Here is an 18243-nt window from a genome sequence, read left to right on the forward strand (position 1 = left end):
GTTGTCGGGGCTCTGCCACAGGGTTTTGTACGAGACATGGGCCTTCTTCACGCGGCGATCGAGCAGTTCCGCACCACCCTCAAGGCCTATGCCGGCGACGAGGCGCTGATGCAGGCGGCGGTCTCGGCCTGCGCCAACGTCGCGGTCGCCGACGGCGAGTTGATGACCGAGGAGTTCGAGACCGCGCTCGCCGGCATCCGCGCGAATCCGATCATCGAGAAGGGCTACGACAGCCTGATGCTGGAACACGCCCTCTACGAGGGGCTCGGCCGCGCCCGCACTCGCGCCGGCCGCGCGGAGAACCTCGTGCGGATCGGCGCGATCGCCGAGCGGCCGGAGGAGCAGCGCCGCAACGTCTTCCTCGTCGCGGCCGACGTCGCCGACCACGAGGGCATCGGCCGCGAGGAGCACGCGGCGCTCGCCGAAGTCGGCGCGGCGCTCGGGCTCAATGGCGAGGCGCTGCTGCGGCGGTTTCCGGAGGTGTGAGCCGGTCTCCGCTTGATCGCTTCGGTGTCTCTTCGTCATGGCGAGGCGAAGCCGTGGCAATCCAGGGCTCCGCATTGTCCGGAGATGTCGTGCCCTGGATCGCTTCGGCTTCGCCTCGCGATGACGGCGTTGGGCAAAAGCCGAAGCGATCAATCGGAAACGGGTTGAACCGGTCTCAGCATTCCCTCGCCCGCTTGCGGGGGGAGGGCGTGACCGACCTTGTCGTTGGTCAAGCGAGGCGACAACCGAAGGTGAGGGGGCTTCGCCGGAAGAGCCGCTGTCGGAAGCGCCCCCTCACGCTTCGCCTTCGCTTCCTGCAAGCCCGACGAGGTGCCTGCGGGCCACTCTCCGCGGGCGGGGCGTGGGGATCCCTAGCGGCACCGAAACGGCAAAATCCCGCCGATTCCGCTCATTCCCCCTTAAGCCTCTTTCTCAAGCGGCGCTTCACGCCCGACTGGCATGGTTGTTCCTCTGACGAGCCCGGCTTTCGGCCTCGGCCGGCCCTGGGGGACTTTCGTGGAACCGATGACCCTTGCGGTGAGCGTGATGGGCCTGACCATCGCCGCGGCGATGCTGGCGCTGATCCTGGTGTCGCTGCGCCGTCGCGGATCCGTCGTGCCGGATACCGACATGACGGAAGCGCTTCAGGACCGGCTCTGGCAGATCGCCGAGAGCGAGGAACGCTACCGGGTGCTGGTCGAGGCCACGACGGAGGTCGTGGTGCAGCGGGACGGGCAGGGGCGGATCACCTTCGCCAGCGAGGGCTTCGCTGCCCTGCTCGGCGTGAGGCCGCTGGAGCTGATCGGCTCGACGCTGAGCCCGCAGGTGATCGAGCGCGGTGCCAGCACGCTGCGCGCCGACGGCGTGCGGGTGGTCGAGGAGCGCCTGATGCCGGTGGACGGCGTGCCGCGCTGGTTCTCCTTCATCGAGATGCCGGCGGCCGGCCGTGCGAACGGGCCGAGCTGGCTGCGGGCCGGCCAGGACGTCACCGAGCGTGTCGAGGCCGCGCGCTCCCTCGATGAGGCGAAGAGCCGGGCGGAGGCCGCCAACGTCGCCAAATCCCGCTTCCTCGCCACCGTCAGTCACGAGTTGCGCACGCCGTTGAACGGCATCCTCGGCATGGCCGACCTGCTGCTCGAGACGCGGCTCGACCCCGAGCAGCGCACCTATGTCGAGGCGTTCCGCACCAGCGGCAAGGCGCTGCTCGGCCTCGTCGACGGCATCCTCGACTTCTCGCGCATCGAGGCCGGTCGTCTCGACCTCGCCGCCGAGCCGTTCTCCGTCGCTGCCCTGGTCGAGGGCGTGGTCGAGCTGCTGGCGCCGCGGGCACAGGACAAGGGCCTGGAGATCGCCCTCGACATCGCCGACGACCTCGCCGCCTCACACGTCGGCGACGCCGACCGGGTGCGGCAGATCCTCGTGAACCTGGCCGGGAACGCCATCAAGTTCACCCAAGCCGGCGGCGTCGGCGTCAGCCTCGCGCGGGCGGGGCAGGGTCCGGGGGAAGGGCTCGTCCTCACGGTCGAGGATACTGGGCCGGGCATCCCCGAGGAGCGCATCCCGATCCTGTTCGAGGAGTTCGAGCAGGGCGAGGACAGCGCGAGCCACGAGGGCACGGGGCTGGGGCTGGCCATCACCCGCCGCCTCGTGGAGCGGATGAACGGCACGATCGAGGCCCGCTCGACGGTGGGGCGCGGCTCGACCTTCCGGGTGGTGCTGCCGCTCCCGGCGGCGGACGGTGCGGAGGCCGCCCGGGTCCCGCGCCTCGCTCCGCGAAAGGTGCTGATCGTTGCCGACTCGCCCTTCCAGGCGCCCTTCCTGGCGCGCCGGCTCAGCCGCTCGGGTGCCGCGGCGGTGGTGGTCGACAGCGCGGATGCCGGGCTCGACGCGCTGGCGGGCGTCGCCTTCGATGCGCTCATCGCCGACCGCAGCCTGGGCGACGCCGCCGTGCGGCGTCTCGCGGCGGAGGCCACCCGCAGCGGCGTGCGCTGCAGCCTGATCCTGCTCTCGCCCTTCGACCGGCGGGAGTTCGGCGCCCCGAACGCGGCGGGGTTCGACAGCTACCTGATCAAGCCGGTGCGCGCCCGCTCGCTGTTCGACCGCCTGCTGGAACCGGGATCCGCCCAGGCCCGCCTCCCGACCGACGCGACAGCCCAACCCGCGCCCGCCGAGCCGGCGCCGGCCGCCGCACCGGGCCGCCGGGTCCTGCTGGCGGAAGACAACCCGATCAACGCGCTCCTCGCCACCAAGGCGCTGGAGCGGCTCGGTGCGCAGGTGATCCTGGCGCGCGACGGGCTCGAAGCCTTGGCGGCGGCGGAAGGGCAGGGGCCCTTCGACCTCGCGCTGATCGACATCCGCATGCCCGGCCTCGACGGCCTGGAGGCGGCCCGCCGCATCCGTGCCCGCGAGGCCGAGACCGGCGCGGCGCCGCTCCATCTCGTGGCGCTCACGGCCAATACCGGCCGCGAGGACGTGGCTGCGGCCTTCGCCGCCGGCTTCGACGGCTTCCTGCCCAAGCCGCTCAACTTGCGCGCCCTGCCGAGGCTGCTCGACCGCCGCCAAGAAGCCGCTTGAGAGGCCGCTTGAGGGGCCACCTGAACGCAAAAAGAGGATTTCATCCCCTCGCCCTGGTGTGAATTCTGCCTCATGGTCCGGCGCCGAACCGACGGGGAGCGTATGACCGGACCGAAGGCACGATTCCGCAATCCATCGCCGGGGAGGGGCCGTCGATGAAACTGATTCAGTGGCTCGCCGCGCTGCCCGCCCTCGGGATGCTGGTGGGACCGTTCTTCCTCAACCGGGTCGAGCCGATGGTGCTCGGCATGCCGCTGCTTTTGGCGTGGCTCGTCGGCTGCACGGTCGCGACCTCGGCCATCATGGCGCTGATCTACCTCACCGATCCCGCCAACCGGGAACCGGAGGAGGGGCCATGAACGCGGCGCTTCTCATCATCGCGCTGGCCGTCGTGGTGGCGCTGGGCCTGGGCCTCAAGGCGCGCTCGGGCCACGACATGGACATGGAACAGTGGAGCGTGGGCAAGCGCGGCTTCGGCACGCTGCTCGTCTTCCTGCTGATGGCGGGGGAGATCTACACCACCTTCACCTTCCTCGGCGGTTCCGGCTGGGCCTACGGCAAGGGCGGGCCGACCTATTACATCCTCTGCTACCTGACGCTGATCTACGTCATCTCCTACTGGATCCTGCCGCCGGCCTGGCGCTTCGCCAAGGAGCGCAACCTGTTCTCGCAGCCCGATTATTTCGCGGCGCGCTACGACAGCAAGAGCCTCGGCATCCTGGTGGCGCTGGTCGGGATCGTGGCGCTCGTCCCCTACATGGTGCTGCAGCTCAAGGGGCTCGGCATCATCGTCGCCACCGCCTCCTACGGGGCGATCTCGCCCACGCTCGCAATCTGGATCGGCGCGGCGGTGCTGACGGTCTACGTCATGGTCTCGGGCGTGCGCGGCTCGGCCTGGACCGCGGTGCTCAAGGACTTCATGATTCTGTTCGTGGTGATCTTTCTCGGCGTCTACCTGCCGTATCACTACTACGGCGGCATCGGCGAGATGTTCACCGCGATCGATCAGGCCAAGCCCGGCTTCCTGGCACTGCCGGACCGCGGCCAGAGCGCGACGTGGTTCGCCTCGACCACGCTGCTCACGGCACTCGGCGGCTGGATGTTCCCCCACATCTTCGCCTCGATCTACACCGCGAGCGATGCGCGCACCTTCCGGCGCAACGCGGTGTTCCTGCCCCTCTACCAGCTCATGCTGTTGTTCGTGTTCTTCGCGGGCTTCGCCGCCGTGCTGCAGGTGCCGGGGCTGACGGGTCCGGACGTCGATCTCTCCCTGTTCAAGATCGCGCTCCAGACTTTCCCGCCGTGGTTCGTCGGCATCATCGGCGCCACCGGCGTGCTGACCGCCCTGGTGCCGGGCTCGATGATCCTGATCGCCGGCTCGACGCTGATCGCGCAGAACCTCTACCGGCCGCTGGCGCGCAACGCGACCGACGCAACCACGGGTCGGCTCGCCAAGGGGATCGCACCGATCCTGGCGCTCGCCTGCGTCGGCTTCACCCTCTACGGGGGCGAGACCATCGTGCAATTGCTGCTGATTGGCTACGCCGTCGTCACGCAGCTCTTCCCGGCCTTCTTCTTCAGCCTCCTACCCCGCAACCCGCTCACCCGCGCGGGGGCCATGGCGGGCATCCTGGCCGGGGTGGCCGCGGTGGCGGTGACGGTGGTCGGCGGCTACACGCTCGCCAAGCTGTTCCCCGGCCTGCCGGGGCCGGTGCAGGATCTCAACATCGGCGTCGTGGCGCTGGCGCTCAACCTCGCGGTGGCCTTCGCCGTCAGCCTCGCGGGCGGCGGCGCGCGGCGGACGGCGCTGCCCTGAATCCCGGAGGAGGGCCGGGCGGTCAGCGCCCGGCCGCCTCCGACTCGCCGGTCCGCTCCTCCGCCGCCCCGGGCAGGGAGTCGCCCTCCCGTGCGTCCTCGAAGGCGGCGCCGGTCCAGACCCGGACGGTGACAGTGGCCCGTCCGTCCTCGATGACGATGCGGTTATAGGCGTTGGGCTCGTTGCCGCGCAGCCGTGTCGAGGTGGCCGAGCCCGCCTGCACCGCGAGCAGCCGATTGCCGCCCGCCTGCGCCCGGCCGCGATCGACTGTGACGGTGTCGGGCTCGGCACCCGTCTCCGGCGCCTCGGCGAAGCGGGCGTAGTGGCGGTGGAGATGGCCGGCCAGCGTCAGCCCGACGCCGTGGCGGCGGAAGGCGTCGAGCGCCTCGTCGGCGCGGCCCACGAGGCGGGCCTCCGCGTCCCAGGGCGGCGGCATGAACGGGTGGTGGCCGACCACGATCCGGAACACGTGGCCCGGCAGCGCGGCCAGCCGCTCCTCGGTGCGGGCGATCTGCGCCCGCGTGATCTTGCCCTGCGACCAATCCGTCTCCGGCGCCCAGGTCCGCACGGTGTTGAGGCAGACCACCGCGATCTCGTCGTCGAGGAAGGTTGGCTCGGTGTCCCGCGCGATGAAGCGGCGGTAGCGGCCGAACGGGTGGAAGAAGCGGGTGAAGAGCTTGAAATAGGCGATGTCGTGGTTGCCCGGCACCGCGATCCAGGGCGCGGTGAGCCGGTCGAGGAAGGCGCGGGCCTGCGCATATTCGTTGCGCCGCGCCCGCATGGTGAAGTCGCCCGAGGCGACGATCAGGTCCGGCGGGTCGCGGTTCAGCTCAGCCGCCAGCCCCTCGACCACCACCGTGTCGGTGCGGCCGAAATGCAGGTCGGAGATGTGGGCGATCCGTCTCACCGCTTCGGCTCCGCGACGATCACGGTCAGGGCTCGGGGCATCAGGCGGTAGCGCAGGGGCGGGGCGATCAAGCGGACCTCTCCATCATTCATCACCCGCAGCGCACCCCTCCGGGCGGAGACGGCGAAGCGGGTCGCACCGCGGCGTTCCAGCCCCACTCCGTCGCGCCAGCGGCCGAGCCCGAACCCGAGGGCCAGCCGAGCGAGACGCCACGGCGAGAGTCGGCGGGCGATGTAGAGCGTCAACTCGCCGCCATCGACCTGGCTCCGCTCCAGAATCTTTCCCGGCCCCTCGGCATAGTCGTTGTTGATCACCGCGAGCAGGCGGACGCGCAGCCGCGTCCGCCGCCCACCCTCCGAGATCACCGTCGAGAGCCGGGGATAGGGCCCGAGATGGCGTAAGGCTGCCGCCGCCAGCCGCAGCAGCGCCGAAACGCCGAGGCGCCGCCCACGAAACATCTCGCGGTGGCGGACCATGCGCGCGGGCATGCCGAGCACCGAGTTGATGAGGAAGAGGTGCCCGTTGACGTAGCCGACATCGACGGCGCGGGTCTGCCCGGCCGCGAGAACGGCAATCGCTCCGTCGAGATCGAGCGGGATGCCGAGATCCTTGGCCAGCAGGTTCATGGTGCCGAACGGCAGGATGCCGAGCGCCACGCCGCTGCCCGCGAGTAGACCGGCGGCGCAGTTGAGCGTGCCGTCCCCGCCCGCCACCGCGACGGCCGCGACGCCCTCCGTGTGCAGCGCGGCCCGCAGGCGGTCGGGCAGGGGCAAGGTCTCGTCCGGCTCAGGGGCGAGATCGAGCCCCGTCGCCCGCAGCCGCGCGCGGATCGCGTCCGGCGTCACGCCGTAGGCGAAGGCGCCCGACGCGGCGTTGGCGACGAGGACGATGCGCATGACGTTTCGAGACCCGCCCGCGTCCGGCCGAACACGGTGCGGACATGGCAGGCTCCGGCGTCGGGCGTGTGACGGGCGGCGCGATCAGCCCGGCGGCGGGCGCCGCTGCACGAAACGCGCCTGGAACCAGTCCCGCAGCACCTCGCGCTCGTAGAAGAAGGTCTGTCCGGACGAGAGGCGGTTGGCGCGCAGCAGGAAGTTGATGTCGCTGACAGCCTCCTCCGCCGCCAGCACCGTGCGGCCGCGCTCCTTCAGGGCGTAGCGCAGGCGGAAGCGGGGCGGGGTGATGTCGGTCACCACCCGCACGCCCTGGGCCGGGCCGAAGCTCGGCTGGTCGAGTCCGGCGAGGTCGATGTCGAGCACCGCGATGTCGAGCGTCTGGCCCGGCGCCAGCACCGGGTTGCCGAGCGTCTCGAACAGGCGGCGCATCTCGGCGAGAACGACCCGCAGCGACGGGCCCGAACCGAAGCGGTTCTGGGCGTCTGTGTAGCGCTCGGGCGCGACGAAGGTCACCCGCACTTGCGCCACCGCGGGCGAGGCGGCGAAGGCGGTCAGCGCCGCGAGCAGCGCGAGCGCCGCCGCCCTCATTGCTGCGAGCGCTTGAGGATCGCCTGCAGGGCGCGGGCGACCGGCTCAGTGATGGTGCGCCGGTACTTGCGGTGGACGAGTTGGCCGTTGTGGTAGATGTCCTGCTCGACGTAGAGCCGCTCGCCGTCCCACCGGACGACGTTGTCGGATTCCGTCGTCTCCTCGACACCCAGATCCCGGCGGAGGATCGGTGCGCCGGATGTCGTTTGCATGGAGCGGCCTCGGCCTTCATTTCAGGGAACGTCCGCCCCCTGTTTAGGGCCTCGGCGCGCGCTGTACCAGGGTCGGATGCACAGTGCGGCCACTGCAGAGCGCTCCGCTGGTTTCTCTCAGGCCCGCTTGTCTCCAAGACCGTCGCTGTCTCGCCGATCGATCCGCGCTCTTGGCGACGGGGGCGAGCCGCCGCCTAACGTCACCGCGCCGTCACCTGATCCTTGATGCGCTGGTAGGTGGCGCGGTTGAGGACGCGTTTGGAGAGGAGCTGGTCGACGGAGGCGTAGGGCCGGTGCTGGATGATCGTCCGGCCGATGGCGCCGCCGCCCTTCAGCCCGTTCAGTTCGGCGAGCGAGGCGGTGTTGAGGTCGATCAGGGCGACCGCCGCGGGCGGCGCGTTCTCCTCGACCTCGGCCACCGGATCGGGAGGCGGCGGGGCCGGAGCCGTTCGCGCCGCCGGAGACGTCACCGGCTCGGGTGAGGGATCGGCGCGCGGTGCGGCAACAGCAGGCGACGCCTCGGCGGCCGGAGCTACCGGCTCCTTAGCCGCCTCCCTGACCGGCTCGGCCGGCCTCACCACTCGCACCGGCTCGGGCGGGGCAGGCACGCCCGTCGGCCGGGCAGGGCTCACCGTCGCCGCCGCGGGCGGGCCGGCCGGCCTTTCGGGCCCGTGCAGCCAGAACGCCTGGACGATCCAGGCCAATCCCGCCGCCGCCACGATCAGGAGGAGGACCCGCAGGATCACCGATCCACTCAGCACGGGCGCCTCCCGCCGCGGAGGCGGGACGATATCGAGGTCTCGTGCTCGGCACCGGACATTGCCGCGATCCTAACCTACGGACACGGCACGAACATATGACAAATCCGAGAGGTCGGACACGGCGCCCTGCCGACGCTTCGCGACAGTTCCGGCGAAAATCGCGACGACAGTCCCGCACAAGCGAGCGGGCGCAGGAGACCCGCAATTGTTCCGTCGGGGCCACTCCTGCCCAGGTTGTGGCAGCGCGGCATCAGCCCCCATGCAAGCGAGGCCGTGCTGTGCGGGAACGCAATACGGCCAAGCTCGTTTGGTGTAGGCTGGCCCCCTTCCACGGGCTTGTTCAGGTCATGTCGATGCCAAAGGGTTTCCGCTGGTCGCGCCTGCTCCTCGCCGCGCTGGTCGCCGGGCAGGCCGCTTCCTGTTCCTCGTTGCCGCGGACGAGCTACACCAAGGATGAGGCGGAAGCCGCAACCGTGCCCGGCATGGTCGGCGTGCGGGCCTATGCCGATGCCAGCGCCGCCGACTTCGTGGCGATGGCCGCCGGCCCGCAGAAGAAGCGTCAGAGCTTCAGCTATCTCGCGCTCTCGGGCGGCGGCGGTGACGGGGCCTACGGGGCCGGCGTTCTCAACGGCTGGACCGCCTCGGGCAAGCGGCCGGACTTCACCATCGTCTCCGGCGTCTCGACCGGTGCCCTGATCGCGCCCTTCGCCTTCCTCGGGCCGGCCTACGATCCCTATCTCACCGACATCTACACCAGCGGCGCCGCCGAATCGCTGGTGCAGAGCCCGAGCCTCGCCAACGTGCTGTTCGGTTCGGGCCTGTTCGGCGACGGGCGTCTGCGCACCCTGATCGCCCGCTACGTCACGCCCGATCTGCTCCAGGCCGTCGCCGAGGAGCATGCCAAGGGCCGCCGCCTGCTCGTGGTGACGACGAATCTCGACACGCAGCGCGCGGTGATCTGGAACATGGGTGCCATCGCTTCGAGCGGCGCGCCCAACGCAGTCTCGCTGTTCACCGACGTGCTGACCGCCTCGGCCAGCATCCCGGCGGTGTTCCCGCCCCAGCTCCTCGACGTGCAGGCCGAGGGCCGCGCCTTCCAGGAGATGCACGTGGACGGCTCGGTGGTGACGCCGGTCTTCACCCTGCCGCAGTCGTTCCTCGTGCGCGACGGGCGCTTCCGCAACGCCGGGAAGGCCGACATCTACGTGGTCATCAACGGGCGGCTGGAGCCCGAATTCGAGGTGACCAAGAACAACACCCTGTCGATCGTCGAGAAGTCCTTCACCACCGCCAGCCGCGCTCGCTCGCGGGCGACGCTGGTGGCCACCGACGCCTTCGCCCGGCGCAACGGGATCGGCTTCAACCTGGCCTATATCGACGAGACCGCGCCGCAGACCACCACGGCCCGCGGCTTCGATACCGCCTATATGCGCAGCCTCTATCAGTACGGCTACGAGGCCGGCCGCACCGGCCAGTTCTGGCATCCGAGCGTGCCGGCCGCGCCGCTGGTCAAGAGTGTGGTGCGGGAGGCGGTGGCGGGGCGCTGAGCCCGCGCCACGACGCTCACAGGGCGATGCGCAACGGCTCGGCGCTGAGGCGGACCGCGCCGGCGCGGCGTCCGGTCTTGCCGACCGCATATTGGAACGCCGCCTCGCGGCTGCGGAAGTAGCCGCCGCCGAGGCCGTGGCTCTCCAGGGCGACCCAGCGGCCCTGACCGTCCTGGCCGACGATGTAGCTCGGCAAGCCTTGGATCGCCTCGGTTTCGGCGCGCGGCGGTTCGGTGGCCGGGGCGACGTGGGGCAATGGGGACATGATCGCAGATCGGCTCGCGCGGTTCGGTGAGGTGAACCGCGGCAGACGCCTGGGCCTCAAGCTGTGGGGATTCGAGAGCGAAAGAGGGGCAAGGGCATAAAGGCCTCATCAGGAAAAGACCACCCCGCAAAAGGTCATCCCTCCTCATGGCGCCGAACTTGAAAGAAAAGGGCCGCACCGCCCTTTCGGACGGCCGGCCCTCGGATCAGTGTCGTGTGGCGCGATTCCGTGTGGTGCGATTACTTGCGCAGGATCTTCGTCACGAGCCGGCCGATCGGGGAACTCGAGTCGGCGTTGCGGTCGTCGCGGACGACGGCGCGGTCGTCGGTGCCGAGGATCTTGGTGACGATGCGTCCGATGAGGCTCATGGTTCGGGCTCCTTCGTCGTCGGAATGAAAAACGGTGCAGCTTCGACGGGATAACGGGCACCGCCGGGGCGCCGTTCCGTGCCGCCGCAATCGATCTCAGCCCGCCGGTCCCCGCACGAGGCTGCGAACCACCGGCACCGCGAAGAGCGCGAACAGCAGGCTCATGGCGACGGCGAACCCCTGGGGCGGGGCGAGGTCCATGCCGCCACCGATCAGCGGCGGTCCGAGCATCAGGCCGGCATTGTAGAGCATCACGAAGGCGGCGTTGGCGCCGGCCAGATCCGGTCCGCGCAAGGTGGCGCCGAGATGGGCGAGGCCCACCGTGTAGAGCGTGCCGACGATCCCGCCCCAGACGAAGAGCAGGGCTGTGAGCCCCGGCAAGGAGGCGGACGCCCACGGGATCAGCGCCGCCCCGAGCGCGCCCGCGAGGCTGCCGCCGAGCAGGACGAGGCGCCGATCCACCCGGTCGGCCAGCAGCCCGACGGGGATCTGGAACACCACGTTGCCGAGCGCCACCGCGCTCACCAGGGCGGCGGCGACCTGCGCGTCGAGGCCGATGCGCAGGCCGTAGAGCGGCAGGATCGCGAAGGCGCCCGCCTCGACCGCGCCGTAGAGGGCGGCGGCCAGCACCGCGAGCGGCGCGAGGCGCAGATAGGTCACGATCCCGCCGCCCTCGCCGTGCCCGAGGGCGGGCGAGAGATTGCGGGCCAGCACCAGCGGAGTGAGGCCGAGGAAGAACAGGGCCGAACCGGCGAGATACGGCGCGAACCCTTCCGTGCCGAGCAGGGTCAGCAGGGTCGGGCCGATGGCGAAGCCGATCGCCAGCACCGTCGCGTAGATGCCCATCACCAGCCCGCGCCGCTCAGGGGGCGCCGCGTCGTTGATCCAGAACTCGGAGAGAACGAACAGCACGCCCATCGTCGTCGAGAAGACGAAGCGTAGGGGGAACCACAGGACGAGGTGGGGGAAGAGCTTGAAGGCGGTGAGGCACAGCCCGCCGAGCACGATCGCCAGGATCAGCAGACGCACCACGCCGACCTTTGCGGCGAGCCGCGGCACGAACGGCACCGTGAGGATCGCCGCGAACCCCGCCACGGCCGTGTTGAGGCCGATGACGACGCTCGACGCGCCCATCCGCTCCATCTCGAGCGAAAGTAGCGGGATCGACAGGCCGAGCCCCGTCCCCACCACCGCCACGCAGGCGATCGCGGCGGCCATCGCGCCGAGGCGGTCGCGATCGGAGACGGGGGTGGAGAGGGCGGGCATGAGCTTGGAACGGCGCGTCAGGGTTGCAGGGCGCCCGCCTCAGCAGGCCCCGGCTCCCACCGCAACCCCGCAGCCGTCAGGCAGCGTGCCGATCCGCACCCGCGCCGAAATGTCCGATATAACGAGCGGAGATGGCCGAGACCGGCAGCACCACGAGCACGTCGGTGGTGCCGAACTGGCGGTCCACCACCGCACCGTCGCCGAAGGTCGCCCCGACCCGGAGATAGCCCTTCACCAGCGGCGGCAGCGCCATCAGCGCGGCCTTGGGATCGACCGCCTCCTTGGCCAGCCGGTCCATCGCGACGTAGCGCTCCGGCAGGGCGCAGGCGCGCCACGCCTCGGGGGCGCGGGCGTGGTGGTGCAGGAAGCTCAAGGGAAGCGCGAGGCGGTCCGGATCGGTGCCTTCCAGGCTGGCGCAGCCGAGCATCGCATCGATGCGGTGGTGCAGCACGTAGGTCCAGATGCCGTGCCACAAGAGTTCGACGGTGCGCTTGGTGCGGTAGGGCTTCAGCACGCAGGAGCGGCCGAGTTCGAGGAAGCGTTTTCCCGGATGGCGCTCCAGCAGCGGCGCGAGGTCGTACTCGCCCGAGGAGTAGAAGCCGAAATGCGCCTCCGCCCGGTCCTGGCGCAGCAGCCGGTAGGTGCCGACCACCTTCGGCCGGGCCTTGCGGAAGGGCTTGGCCTCGGTGGCGGTGTGGTCGATCACCAGGAGGTGGTCGCAGATCGCGTCGTAGGCATCGACGTCCCGACGCTTGAGCGCGGCCATGCCGGTCGGCACCGCCGACATCTCCTCGTAGAACACGCGGAAGCGCAGGCGCTGCGCGCGGCGGATCTCGGACTTGGTGGTGGCGAGCCGCACTTCGAGCGGGCCGATGCGGCCGAGGCTGGGGTCGAGCCCCGGCTCCAGCAGAGAGCGCTTGGCCTTGGACTTCAACAGGATGGGTGCAGCCCCGGGAAGCGCGAGGTCACCGCCCTCGAAGGTCTGCCGGAACCGGGCGAAGGGCGCCTGGACCTTGGTCTCCCAACCGGCCTTCCACGCCGCCGTGGCCTCGCGCGGAGAAAAATTCGGCAGCATGGGCGACACGATCCTGTCGTGGCGGAGGCCGCGCGATGCGTCCTCTTGCGCGGCGACAACATCATGAAGGCCGCACGCTTTTATGACGGAGATTTTTCCGTTTTTACAGAGACTTGCGCGAAGCCGCTGCGAGGCTCCGCGCAAAGTCCCCATGCTAGCCGGCGAATGAAAACCGGCTAACGATCACAAGGGCTTATCGAACGACCCTGCCGCCTCAGACGAACTGGTTCAGCCCCGGGATCGAGCCGACGATCGGCCCCATCACATCCTCGCCGGCCTTCTCGCGGCCATAGGCGAACAGCTCCTGGCCGAGCGGCTGCATCTGGTTCATCGGCACGCCGGCCGAGATCAGCTTCTGGCCGAGCGCCATCACGCCGCCGCCCATCATCCCGCCGAGCATGCCCATCAGCCCACCGCCGCCTTCCGAGGCGTTCGCTTCGGCGAGCGCCGTCTCGGAGCCCGGAAGCGCGGCCATCAACTGGCTTACCTCGGTCGCCGGCCCCTCTTTCTGCAGGAAGGCGAGGATGTGCCCGATCGCGGTCTTGGCGGTCGCGGCGTCGAGGCCCGTGCGGTTGGTGACGCGGGCGATCAGCTCTTCCATGAAACATGTCCTCTCTGGCAGGTTTTCGTCTGTCCGATGCGTCGGCGGCGAAATCAAGGGTCGCTCGTGGTCGCGGGCCCTGGATCGGGCATGCGGGACGCCATACCCTGTCTGCCACAACGGTGACGGTTCGAACGAGGACAGCATGGCGGCGGGCGAGGGGACGATTCTGGTCGGCCGGAGCACGGGCCCTCGGCCGAAACCCGAGGTGCTGACCCTGCGGCTGGCCAACCGCCACGGCCTCGTGGCGGGGGCCACCGGCACCGGCAAGACCGTGACCCTGCAGGTGCTCGCCGAAGGCTTCTCCAACGCGGGCGTCCCGGTCTTCGCCGCCGACATCAAGGGCGACCTCTCGGGGCTTGCCGCCGCCGGGGAGGCGAAACCGCATTTCGTCAAGCGGGCGGAGGAACTCGGGATCGCCTACGAGCCCGACCGCTTCCCGACGGTGTTCTGGGACGTGTTCGGTGAGCAGGGCCACCCGATCCGCTGCACCGTCACCGAGATGGGTCCGCTCCTGCTCGCCCGCCTGCTCGAACTCAACGACATCCAGGAGGGCGTACTCAACATCGCTTTCCGCGTCGCCGACGAGAACCAGTGGCCGCTGATCGACCTGAAGGACCTGCGCGCGCTGCTCACCTTCCTCTCCGAGAACGCCAAGGAGCTTTCGGCGGCCTACGGCAACGTCTCGGGCGCCTCGATCGGCGCGATCCAGCGATCGCTCCTCGTGCTGGAGAACCAGGGCGCGGACAAGTTCCTCGGCGAGCCGGCGCTCAACCTCGAAGACTTCATGCGCACCGACCGGGAGGGCCGGGGCTTCGTCAACATCCTGGCCGCGGACCGGCTGATGCAGCGGCCGCGCCTCTACGCCTCGTTCCTGCTGTGGATGCTCTCCGAATTGTTCGAGCAGCTCCCCGAGGTGGGCGACCTCGACAAGCCGAAGCTCGTGTTCTTCTTCGACGAGGCGCACCTGCTGTTCAACGATGCGCCCAAGGCGCTCCTCGACGCCGTGGAGCAGTTGGTGCGCCTGATCCGCTCGAAGGGCGTCGGCGTCTACTTCGTGACGCAGAACCCGCTCGACGTGCCGGAGACCGTCCTCGGCCAGCTCGGCAACCGGGTGCAGCACGCCCTGCGCGCCTTCACCCCCCGCGACCAGCGCGCCGTACGCGCGGCGGCCGAGACCTTCCGCCAAAACCCCGGTTTCGATGTCGGCCGGGCGATCACCGAACTCGCCGTCGGCGAGGCGCTGGTGAGTTTCTTGGAGGCCAAGGGCACGCCCTCGATCGTCGAGCGAGCCTTGATCGCCCCGCCGCAGGGCCGGGTCGGACCGCTGACGCCAGCGGAGCGCGCCGCGATCATCGGGCAGAGCCCGCTGCGTGGAAAATACGACGAGGCGGTCGACAACGAGAGCGCCTACGAGATGCTGGCCCAGCGCAAGCACTTGGATTCCGCCCCGGCTGAGGCCGCGAGCCAGAGCGAGGGCGGGCTGTCGGGGATGCTCGGCGGCCTGATCGGCAGCATTTTCGGGGGTGGCGAGGAAGCGCCGAAGGGCAAAGGAACCGGCAAGGGAACCGGTCGTGGCCGGCGTCCGCCGCCGAGCCTCGCCGAGCAGGTCCTCGGCAACGCCGCCCGCTCGATGGCCCGCAAGGTCGGCACCGAAGTCGGCGACGCGATCCTGCGGAATGTGCTGGGTGGGCTGACGAAGCGATAGAGCATCGTCCCGAAAGGTGGCCGCCGACTTTCGGAAAAGACGATGCACAGACAAGAGGATAGAGCATCGTGCTGGATCTGACATCCAGCACGATGCTCTGGATCGCGTCCTCCGCGAGGCCCGGCTCCCCGGACGGCCTCCGTCTCCGCCGCGGCGGAGGCCGCCCGTCAGGTCACTGAGCCCGCTTGAAGCGGATGACGCTGTGCGAGAGGTGGCCGACATCCCAGTTCGGCATCTTGCGCCAAGGCGTGACGACATCGGCATAGTCACCATCCAGCTTGATGGTGCGCCGCTGTTCCGTTCCGACCCATTCCGGGGCCCAGGCCGTCTGGACACTCGTCACCCACTGATCGCCCTCGATGCGATAACGCCCGATATAGGCGACCAGGGTCTTCATCAGTTCGGCCCGCTCGGCTTCGGTCTTGGCGGGCTGCCGGTCGCTGCCTTCGAGGTTGAATGCGACCCAGCCGTCCTTGGTGAAGATCACCCGGCCACGCGGCGTCGGCCCCATCGCCTCGATCAGCTTTCCGGTGTCCTTGTCCTCGACCTTGTAGGACACGAGCTCCCAGGTGCCGACGATCTTCTCGGCGAGTTCCGTTCCGGTCGGGGACGCGGCAACCTTCTCCTCGGCAGAGGCCATTCCGGGCAAGAAAGCCAGGCCTATGCTGAGCACGAAGGGCAGGATTGTCAGTATTTTTCTCATTTTTCAAGCCTTACACTATTATAGTGCGAACATTTATCTATGATAAATACCTGTTGAGGCCAGCGCGATTGGAAGACGATTGGCCCGAATTGTATCGCGATGCGCGAAAGGAGCCTCGTGCAGACCTCTCATCTCCCTGCGCGCTCGCCGGCCAGGGTCCGAATGTCCCGAGGGAGTCCGGCTGCGAAATACGACCGGTAAGATGCCCGATCCGTGCGGGTTCGATCGATCCACGGTCAGGGCGCGGATTGACACGCTGCCCACCACCGACTATCCGACCGGCTCCGCGCGGCTTCCTCGACGAAGTCCGCGCGTTTCGCGTTCGTGCGCTCACGGCTTGGCCTATGCCGCGCGGATGACCTGAACAAGAAGACGGTCCAGGCCCCTCGCGGCGCCGGAGGCCGGCAGAGAACACGAGAGAGAACGATGTTCGCAGTCATCAAGACCGGCGGCAAGCAGTACCGCGTTGCCGCCAACGACGTCATCACCGTGGCCACCCTCGAGGGCGAGGCCGGCGCCGCCGTCACCTTCGGCGACGTGCTGCTGTTCACCGACGGCGATGCCACCCAGATCGGCACCCCGCTCCTGTCGGGCATCGGCGTCACCGGCGAGATCGTCCAGCACGGCCGCACGCGCAAAGTCATCGCCTTCAAGAAGCGCCGCCGCCAGAACTCGCGCCGCCGCCGCGGCCACCGCCAGGACTTCACGGTCGTGCGCATCACCGAGATCAGCGCCGGCGGCAAGACCTCGAAGGCCGAGCCGCGCAAGACCCGGAAGGCCGAGCCGGCCGCCGAGTCCGCCCCGGCCGCCGCCGAGTAATCGGCCGCTCGTCCGAACGCAGATCTAAGCAGAATTCTGGAGCAATCCCATGGCACATAAAAAAGCAGGCGGCTCGTCCCGCAACGGCCGCGACTCCGCCGGCCGGCGCCTCGGCGTCAAGAAGTTCGGCTCGGAGGCCGTCATCCCGGGCAACATCATCGTGCGCCAGCGCGGCACGAAGTGGCATCCCGGCACCAATGTCGGCATGGGCAAGGACCACACCCTGTTCGCCCTCGTTCCCGGCAACGTGCAGTTCGAGACCCGCCGCGGACGTGCGTTCGTCACCGTCGTACCGCTGGCCCAGGCCGCGGAGTAACGGCGGACGCTTGTCGCTGACGACGAAGCGAGCGTCCCGCCGGTGTCCCACACCGAACCGGCGGACGAGTCGCTAAGGCTTCAGGCGAAGCTTCGAGCGGATCGGAACACGGGGGAGGATGGGGCACCATCCTCCCCCTTCGTCGTCCCGGACGGCGCCGCGCGCGCCCTCACATGACCGGCTCACGATGTTCCCCGATCTCACCCGCGACGACGTCTTCCGCATCGAGACGCGACGGCTCTGGCTGCGCTGGCCCACCGCCCGCGACGCCGAGGCGGTCTCGCGGCTCGCCGGCGATCCGGCAGTCGCCGAGATGACGGCGCGGCTCACGACGCCGCTTCCGCTGCACGAGGCCGAGGGCTTCGTGATCCGGGCGCGCGCCGCGAACACCGCGGGCGACGGGCTGATCATGGCGGTCTGCCGACGGGCAGCACCCGCGAACCTGATCGGTGTCGTCTCGGTCGAGGACCGGCCGGACGAGACGGAGCCGCATCTCGGCTACTGGCTCGGACGCCCGTTCTGGGGCGAGGGGCTGATGACCGAGGCAGCCGAGGCGCTGGTGGATGCCCATTTCGCCTATGCCGGCGGACGGGCGCTCGTCTCCGCCGCGATGGTCGGGAACCGCGGCTCGCAACGCGTGCTGGAGAAGTGCGGGTTCCGCCGCACCGGGGAATCGGCGCCGGTCTTCGAGGCGCGGGGCGGCGCCGTGCCGAGCTACACCTACCGGCTCGACCGGGCGGCGTGGCTGGACCGGCGCGGGACGATCGCAGGAGGACCCTCGCTATGAGGACACGGACGATCGCCGGCCTCGGGGCCGGCCTCACCGCGATCGCCCTCGGCAGCTTGATCTTCGCGATTACCCGCGAGGGGCCGCCGCCGCCGATCGAGCCCGTGGCGGCGCCCGCTCCGAAAGCTCGGGGAGAAACCCGGCTCTACTGTGAGTTCTACAACTTCGCGGGCCGCACGCCGAAGGTCGGCTTCTATTTCGCCTCCCCCGCGGGCGGCGGCACCGCCTACGGGCAGTTGTTCCAGCGGGAGGCGGACGGATCGCAGACCCTGTTCGACGAACGCCCGACCTGGACCTACGATCGATCGGGCGAGGCGCCGACCCTGCAATCGCCGGACGGTGCGATCCGGATCAACCTCTACGGCGATGGCGGCGCCAACGGCCGTCAGCCGGATGCCGGCGGCTGGTTCGAGGCGGGCCTGCGCAGCATCCAGTACCTCAACCTCGACGGCCAGTGCCGTCGCACGGAGAGTTGAAACAACCGTGCAGGCCACCCGACCTTCGGTCGAGCGGCCTGCGTCCGGCGGATGGCCGCCACCGCGCATTTC

Annotated in this window: 20 protein-coding genes and 1 pseudogene; 10 read left to right on the plus strand and 11 right to left on the minus strand. The window is 69.8% G+C overall.

Annotation, left to right across the window (positions count from 1 at the left end; genetic code table 11):
* Positions 1–36 precede the first annotated feature (36 nt).
* The 4 genes from MFF24_RS15600 to MFF24_RS15615 all read left to right on the plus strand — a co-directional run bounded on the left by MFF24_RS15600 (position 37) and on the right by MFF24_RS15615 (position 4876).
* Positions 37–486 carry a tellurite resistance TerB family protein gene (locus tag MFF24_RS15600; RefSeq protein WP_238225407.1) on the plus strand — a complete coding sequence of 150 codons (450 nt, stop codon included), beginning with the start codon at positions 37–39 and terminating at the stop codon, positions 484–486.
* A gap of 525 nt (positions 487–1011) precedes the next feature.
* Complete coding sequence (locus MFF24_RS15605) at positions 1012–3060, plus strand: ATP-binding protein (RefSeq protein ID WP_238225409.1); 2049 nt, start codon at positions 1012–1014, stop codon at positions 3058–3060.
* 155 nt (positions 3061–3215) lie between these two features.
* A complete protein-coding gene (locus MFF24_RS15610) occupies positions 3216–3419 on the plus strand; it encodes a DUF3311 domain-containing protein (protein ID WP_108942124.1) in 204 nt (67 codons plus the stop codon).
* Entirely contained in the window at positions 3416–4876 is a 1461-nt protein-coding gene (locus MFF24_RS15615) for a sodium:solute symporter family protein (RefSeq protein ID WP_238225410.1), read from the plus strand. The genes MFF24_RS15610 and MFF24_RS15615 overlap by 4 nt, the downstream gene beginning before the upstream one ends.
* Before the next feature lie 22 nt (positions 4877–4898).
* Here the strand turns inward: MFF24_RS15615 and MFF24_RS15620 are convergent, their stop codons facing one another.
* The 5 genes from MFF24_RS15620 to MFF24_RS15640 all read right to left on the minus strand — a co-directional run bounded on the left by MFF24_RS15620 (position 4899) and on the right by MFF24_RS15640 (position 8240).
* Positions 4899–5783 (minus strand): metallophosphoesterase family protein, encoded by an 885-nt coding sequence (locus MFF24_RS15620; protein WP_238225412.1) that lies wholly within the window; start codon positions 5781–5783, stop codon positions 4899–4901.
* Positions 5780–6679, minus strand: a complete 900-nt coding sequence (locus MFF24_RS15625) for a diacylglycerol/lipid kinase family protein (protein WP_238225414.1) — start codon at positions 6677–6679, stop codon at positions 5780–5782. Before MFF24_RS15625 ends, MFF24_RS15620 begins: the two co-directional genes overlap by 4 nt.
* A gap of 84 nt (positions 6680–6763) precedes the next feature.
* Positions 6764–7267, minus strand: a complete 504-nt coding sequence (locus tag MFF24_RS15630; protein ID WP_238225416.1) for a DUF3016 domain-containing protein — start codon at positions 7265–7267, stop codon at positions 6764–6766.
* Positions 7264–7479: a hypothetical protein gene (locus MFF24_RS15635; protein WP_108942119.1), complete on the minus strand. Its 216-nt coding sequence runs from the start codon at positions 7477–7479 to the stop codon at positions 7264–7266. The genes MFF24_RS15630 and MFF24_RS15635 overlap by 4 nt, the downstream gene beginning before the upstream one ends.
* Positions 7480–7679: 200 nt before the next feature.
* Entirely contained in the window at positions 7680–8240 is a 561-nt protein-coding gene (locus MFF24_RS15640) for a ComEA family DNA-binding protein (protein ID WP_238225418.1), read from the minus strand.
* Between the two features lie 353 nt (positions 8241–8593).
* Between MFF24_RS15640 and MFF24_RS15645 the strand changes: the two genes are divergently transcribed.
* Entirely contained in the window at positions 8594–9787 is a 1194-nt protein-coding gene (locus MFF24_RS15645) for a patatin-like phospholipase family protein (protein ID WP_108943089.1), read from the plus strand.
* Between the two features lie 16 nt (positions 9788–9803).
* On the opposite strand, the gene MFF24_RS15650 is transcribed toward MFF24_RS15645, so the two are convergent.
* From MFF24_RS15650 to MFF24_RS15670, 5 genes are all read right to left on the minus strand, one after another.
* On the minus strand, positions 9804–10052 hold the full coding sequence (locus MFF24_RS15650; RefSeq protein ID WP_238225420.1) for a hypothetical protein: 249 nt from the start codon (positions 10050–10052) through the stop codon (positions 9804–9806).
* Between the two features lie 239 nt (positions 10053–10291).
* Positions 10292–10420 carry a TFIIS helical bundle-like domain containing protein gene (locus tag MFF24_RS15655; RefSeq protein WP_108942116.1) on the minus strand — a complete coding sequence of 43 codons (129 nt, stop codon included), beginning with the start codon at positions 10418–10420 and terminating at the stop codon, positions 10292–10294.
* A gap of 96 nt (positions 10421–10516) precedes the next feature.
* Entirely contained in the window at positions 10517–11686 is a 1170-nt protein-coding gene (locus tag MFF24_RS15660; protein WP_238225422.1) for an MFS transporter, read from the minus strand.
* Between the two features lie 76 nt (positions 11687–11762).
* Positions 11763–12761, minus strand: coding sequence for a l-ornithine N(alpha)-acyltransferase (gene olsB, locus MFF24_RS15665; RefSeq protein WP_108942114.1), 999 nt, complete (start codon positions 12759–12761; stop codon positions 11763–11765).
* A 214-nt stretch (positions 12762–12975) separates the two neighbouring features.
* Positions 12976–13362, minus strand: a complete 387-nt coding sequence (locus MFF24_RS15670) for a DUF2267 domain-containing protein (protein ID WP_108942113.1) — start codon at positions 13360–13362, stop codon at positions 12976–12978.
* Positions 13363–13507: 145 nt separating this feature from the next.
* Between MFF24_RS15670 and MFF24_RS15675 the strand changes: the two genes are divergently transcribed.
* A complete protein-coding gene (locus MFF24_RS15675; RefSeq protein ID WP_238225424.1) occupies positions 13508–15070 on the plus strand; it encodes a helicase HerA-like domain-containing protein in 1563 nt (520 codons plus the stop codon).
* A 172-nt stretch (positions 15071–15242) separates the two neighbouring features.
* On the opposite strand, the gene MFF24_RS15680 is transcribed toward MFF24_RS15675, so the two are convergent.
* Positions 15243–15710, minus strand: a complete 468-nt coding sequence (locus MFF24_RS15680; protein WP_207625271.1) for a lipocalin-like domain-containing protein — start codon at positions 15708–15710, stop codon at positions 15243–15245.
* A gap of 489 nt (positions 15711–16199) precedes the next feature.
* Between MFF24_RS15680 and rplU the strand changes: the two are divergent.
* The 4 genes and pseudogenes from rplU to MFF24_RS15700 form a co-directional block, all read left to right on the plus strand.
* Positions 16200–16508: pseudogene (gene rplU / locus MFF24_RS15685) on the plus strand (50S ribosomal protein L21); the annotation flags it as partial.
* A 133-nt stretch (positions 16509–16641) separates the two neighbouring features.
* The gene (gene rpmA, locus MFF24_RS15690) at positions 16642–16908 is read left to right on the plus strand and encodes a 50S ribosomal protein L27 (RefSeq protein ID WP_017483720.1); all 267 of its coding nucleotides are present in this window, start codon (positions 16642–16644) and stop codon (positions 16906–16908) included.
* Between the two features lie 187 nt (positions 16909–17095).
* Positions 17096–17695 (plus strand): GNAT family N-acetyltransferase, encoded by a 600-nt coding sequence (locus MFF24_RS15695; RefSeq protein WP_166060891.1) that lies wholly within the window; start codon positions 17096–17098, stop codon positions 17693–17695.
* The gene (locus MFF24_RS15700) at positions 17692–18171 is read left to right on the plus strand and encodes a hypothetical protein (protein WP_238225426.1); all 480 of its coding nucleotides are present in this window, start codon (positions 17692–17694) and stop codon (positions 18169–18171) included. Before MFF24_RS15695 ends, MFF24_RS15700 begins: the two co-directional genes overlap by 4 nt.
* The last annotated feature ends 72 nt before the right edge of the window (positions 18172–18243 follow it).

The sequence above is a fragment of the Methylorubrum aminovorans genome, from assembly GCF_022179725.1.
Classification (GTDB): Bacteria; Pseudomonadota; Alphaproteobacteria; order Rhizobiales; family Beijerinckiaceae; genus Methylobacterium; species Methylobacterium aminovorans.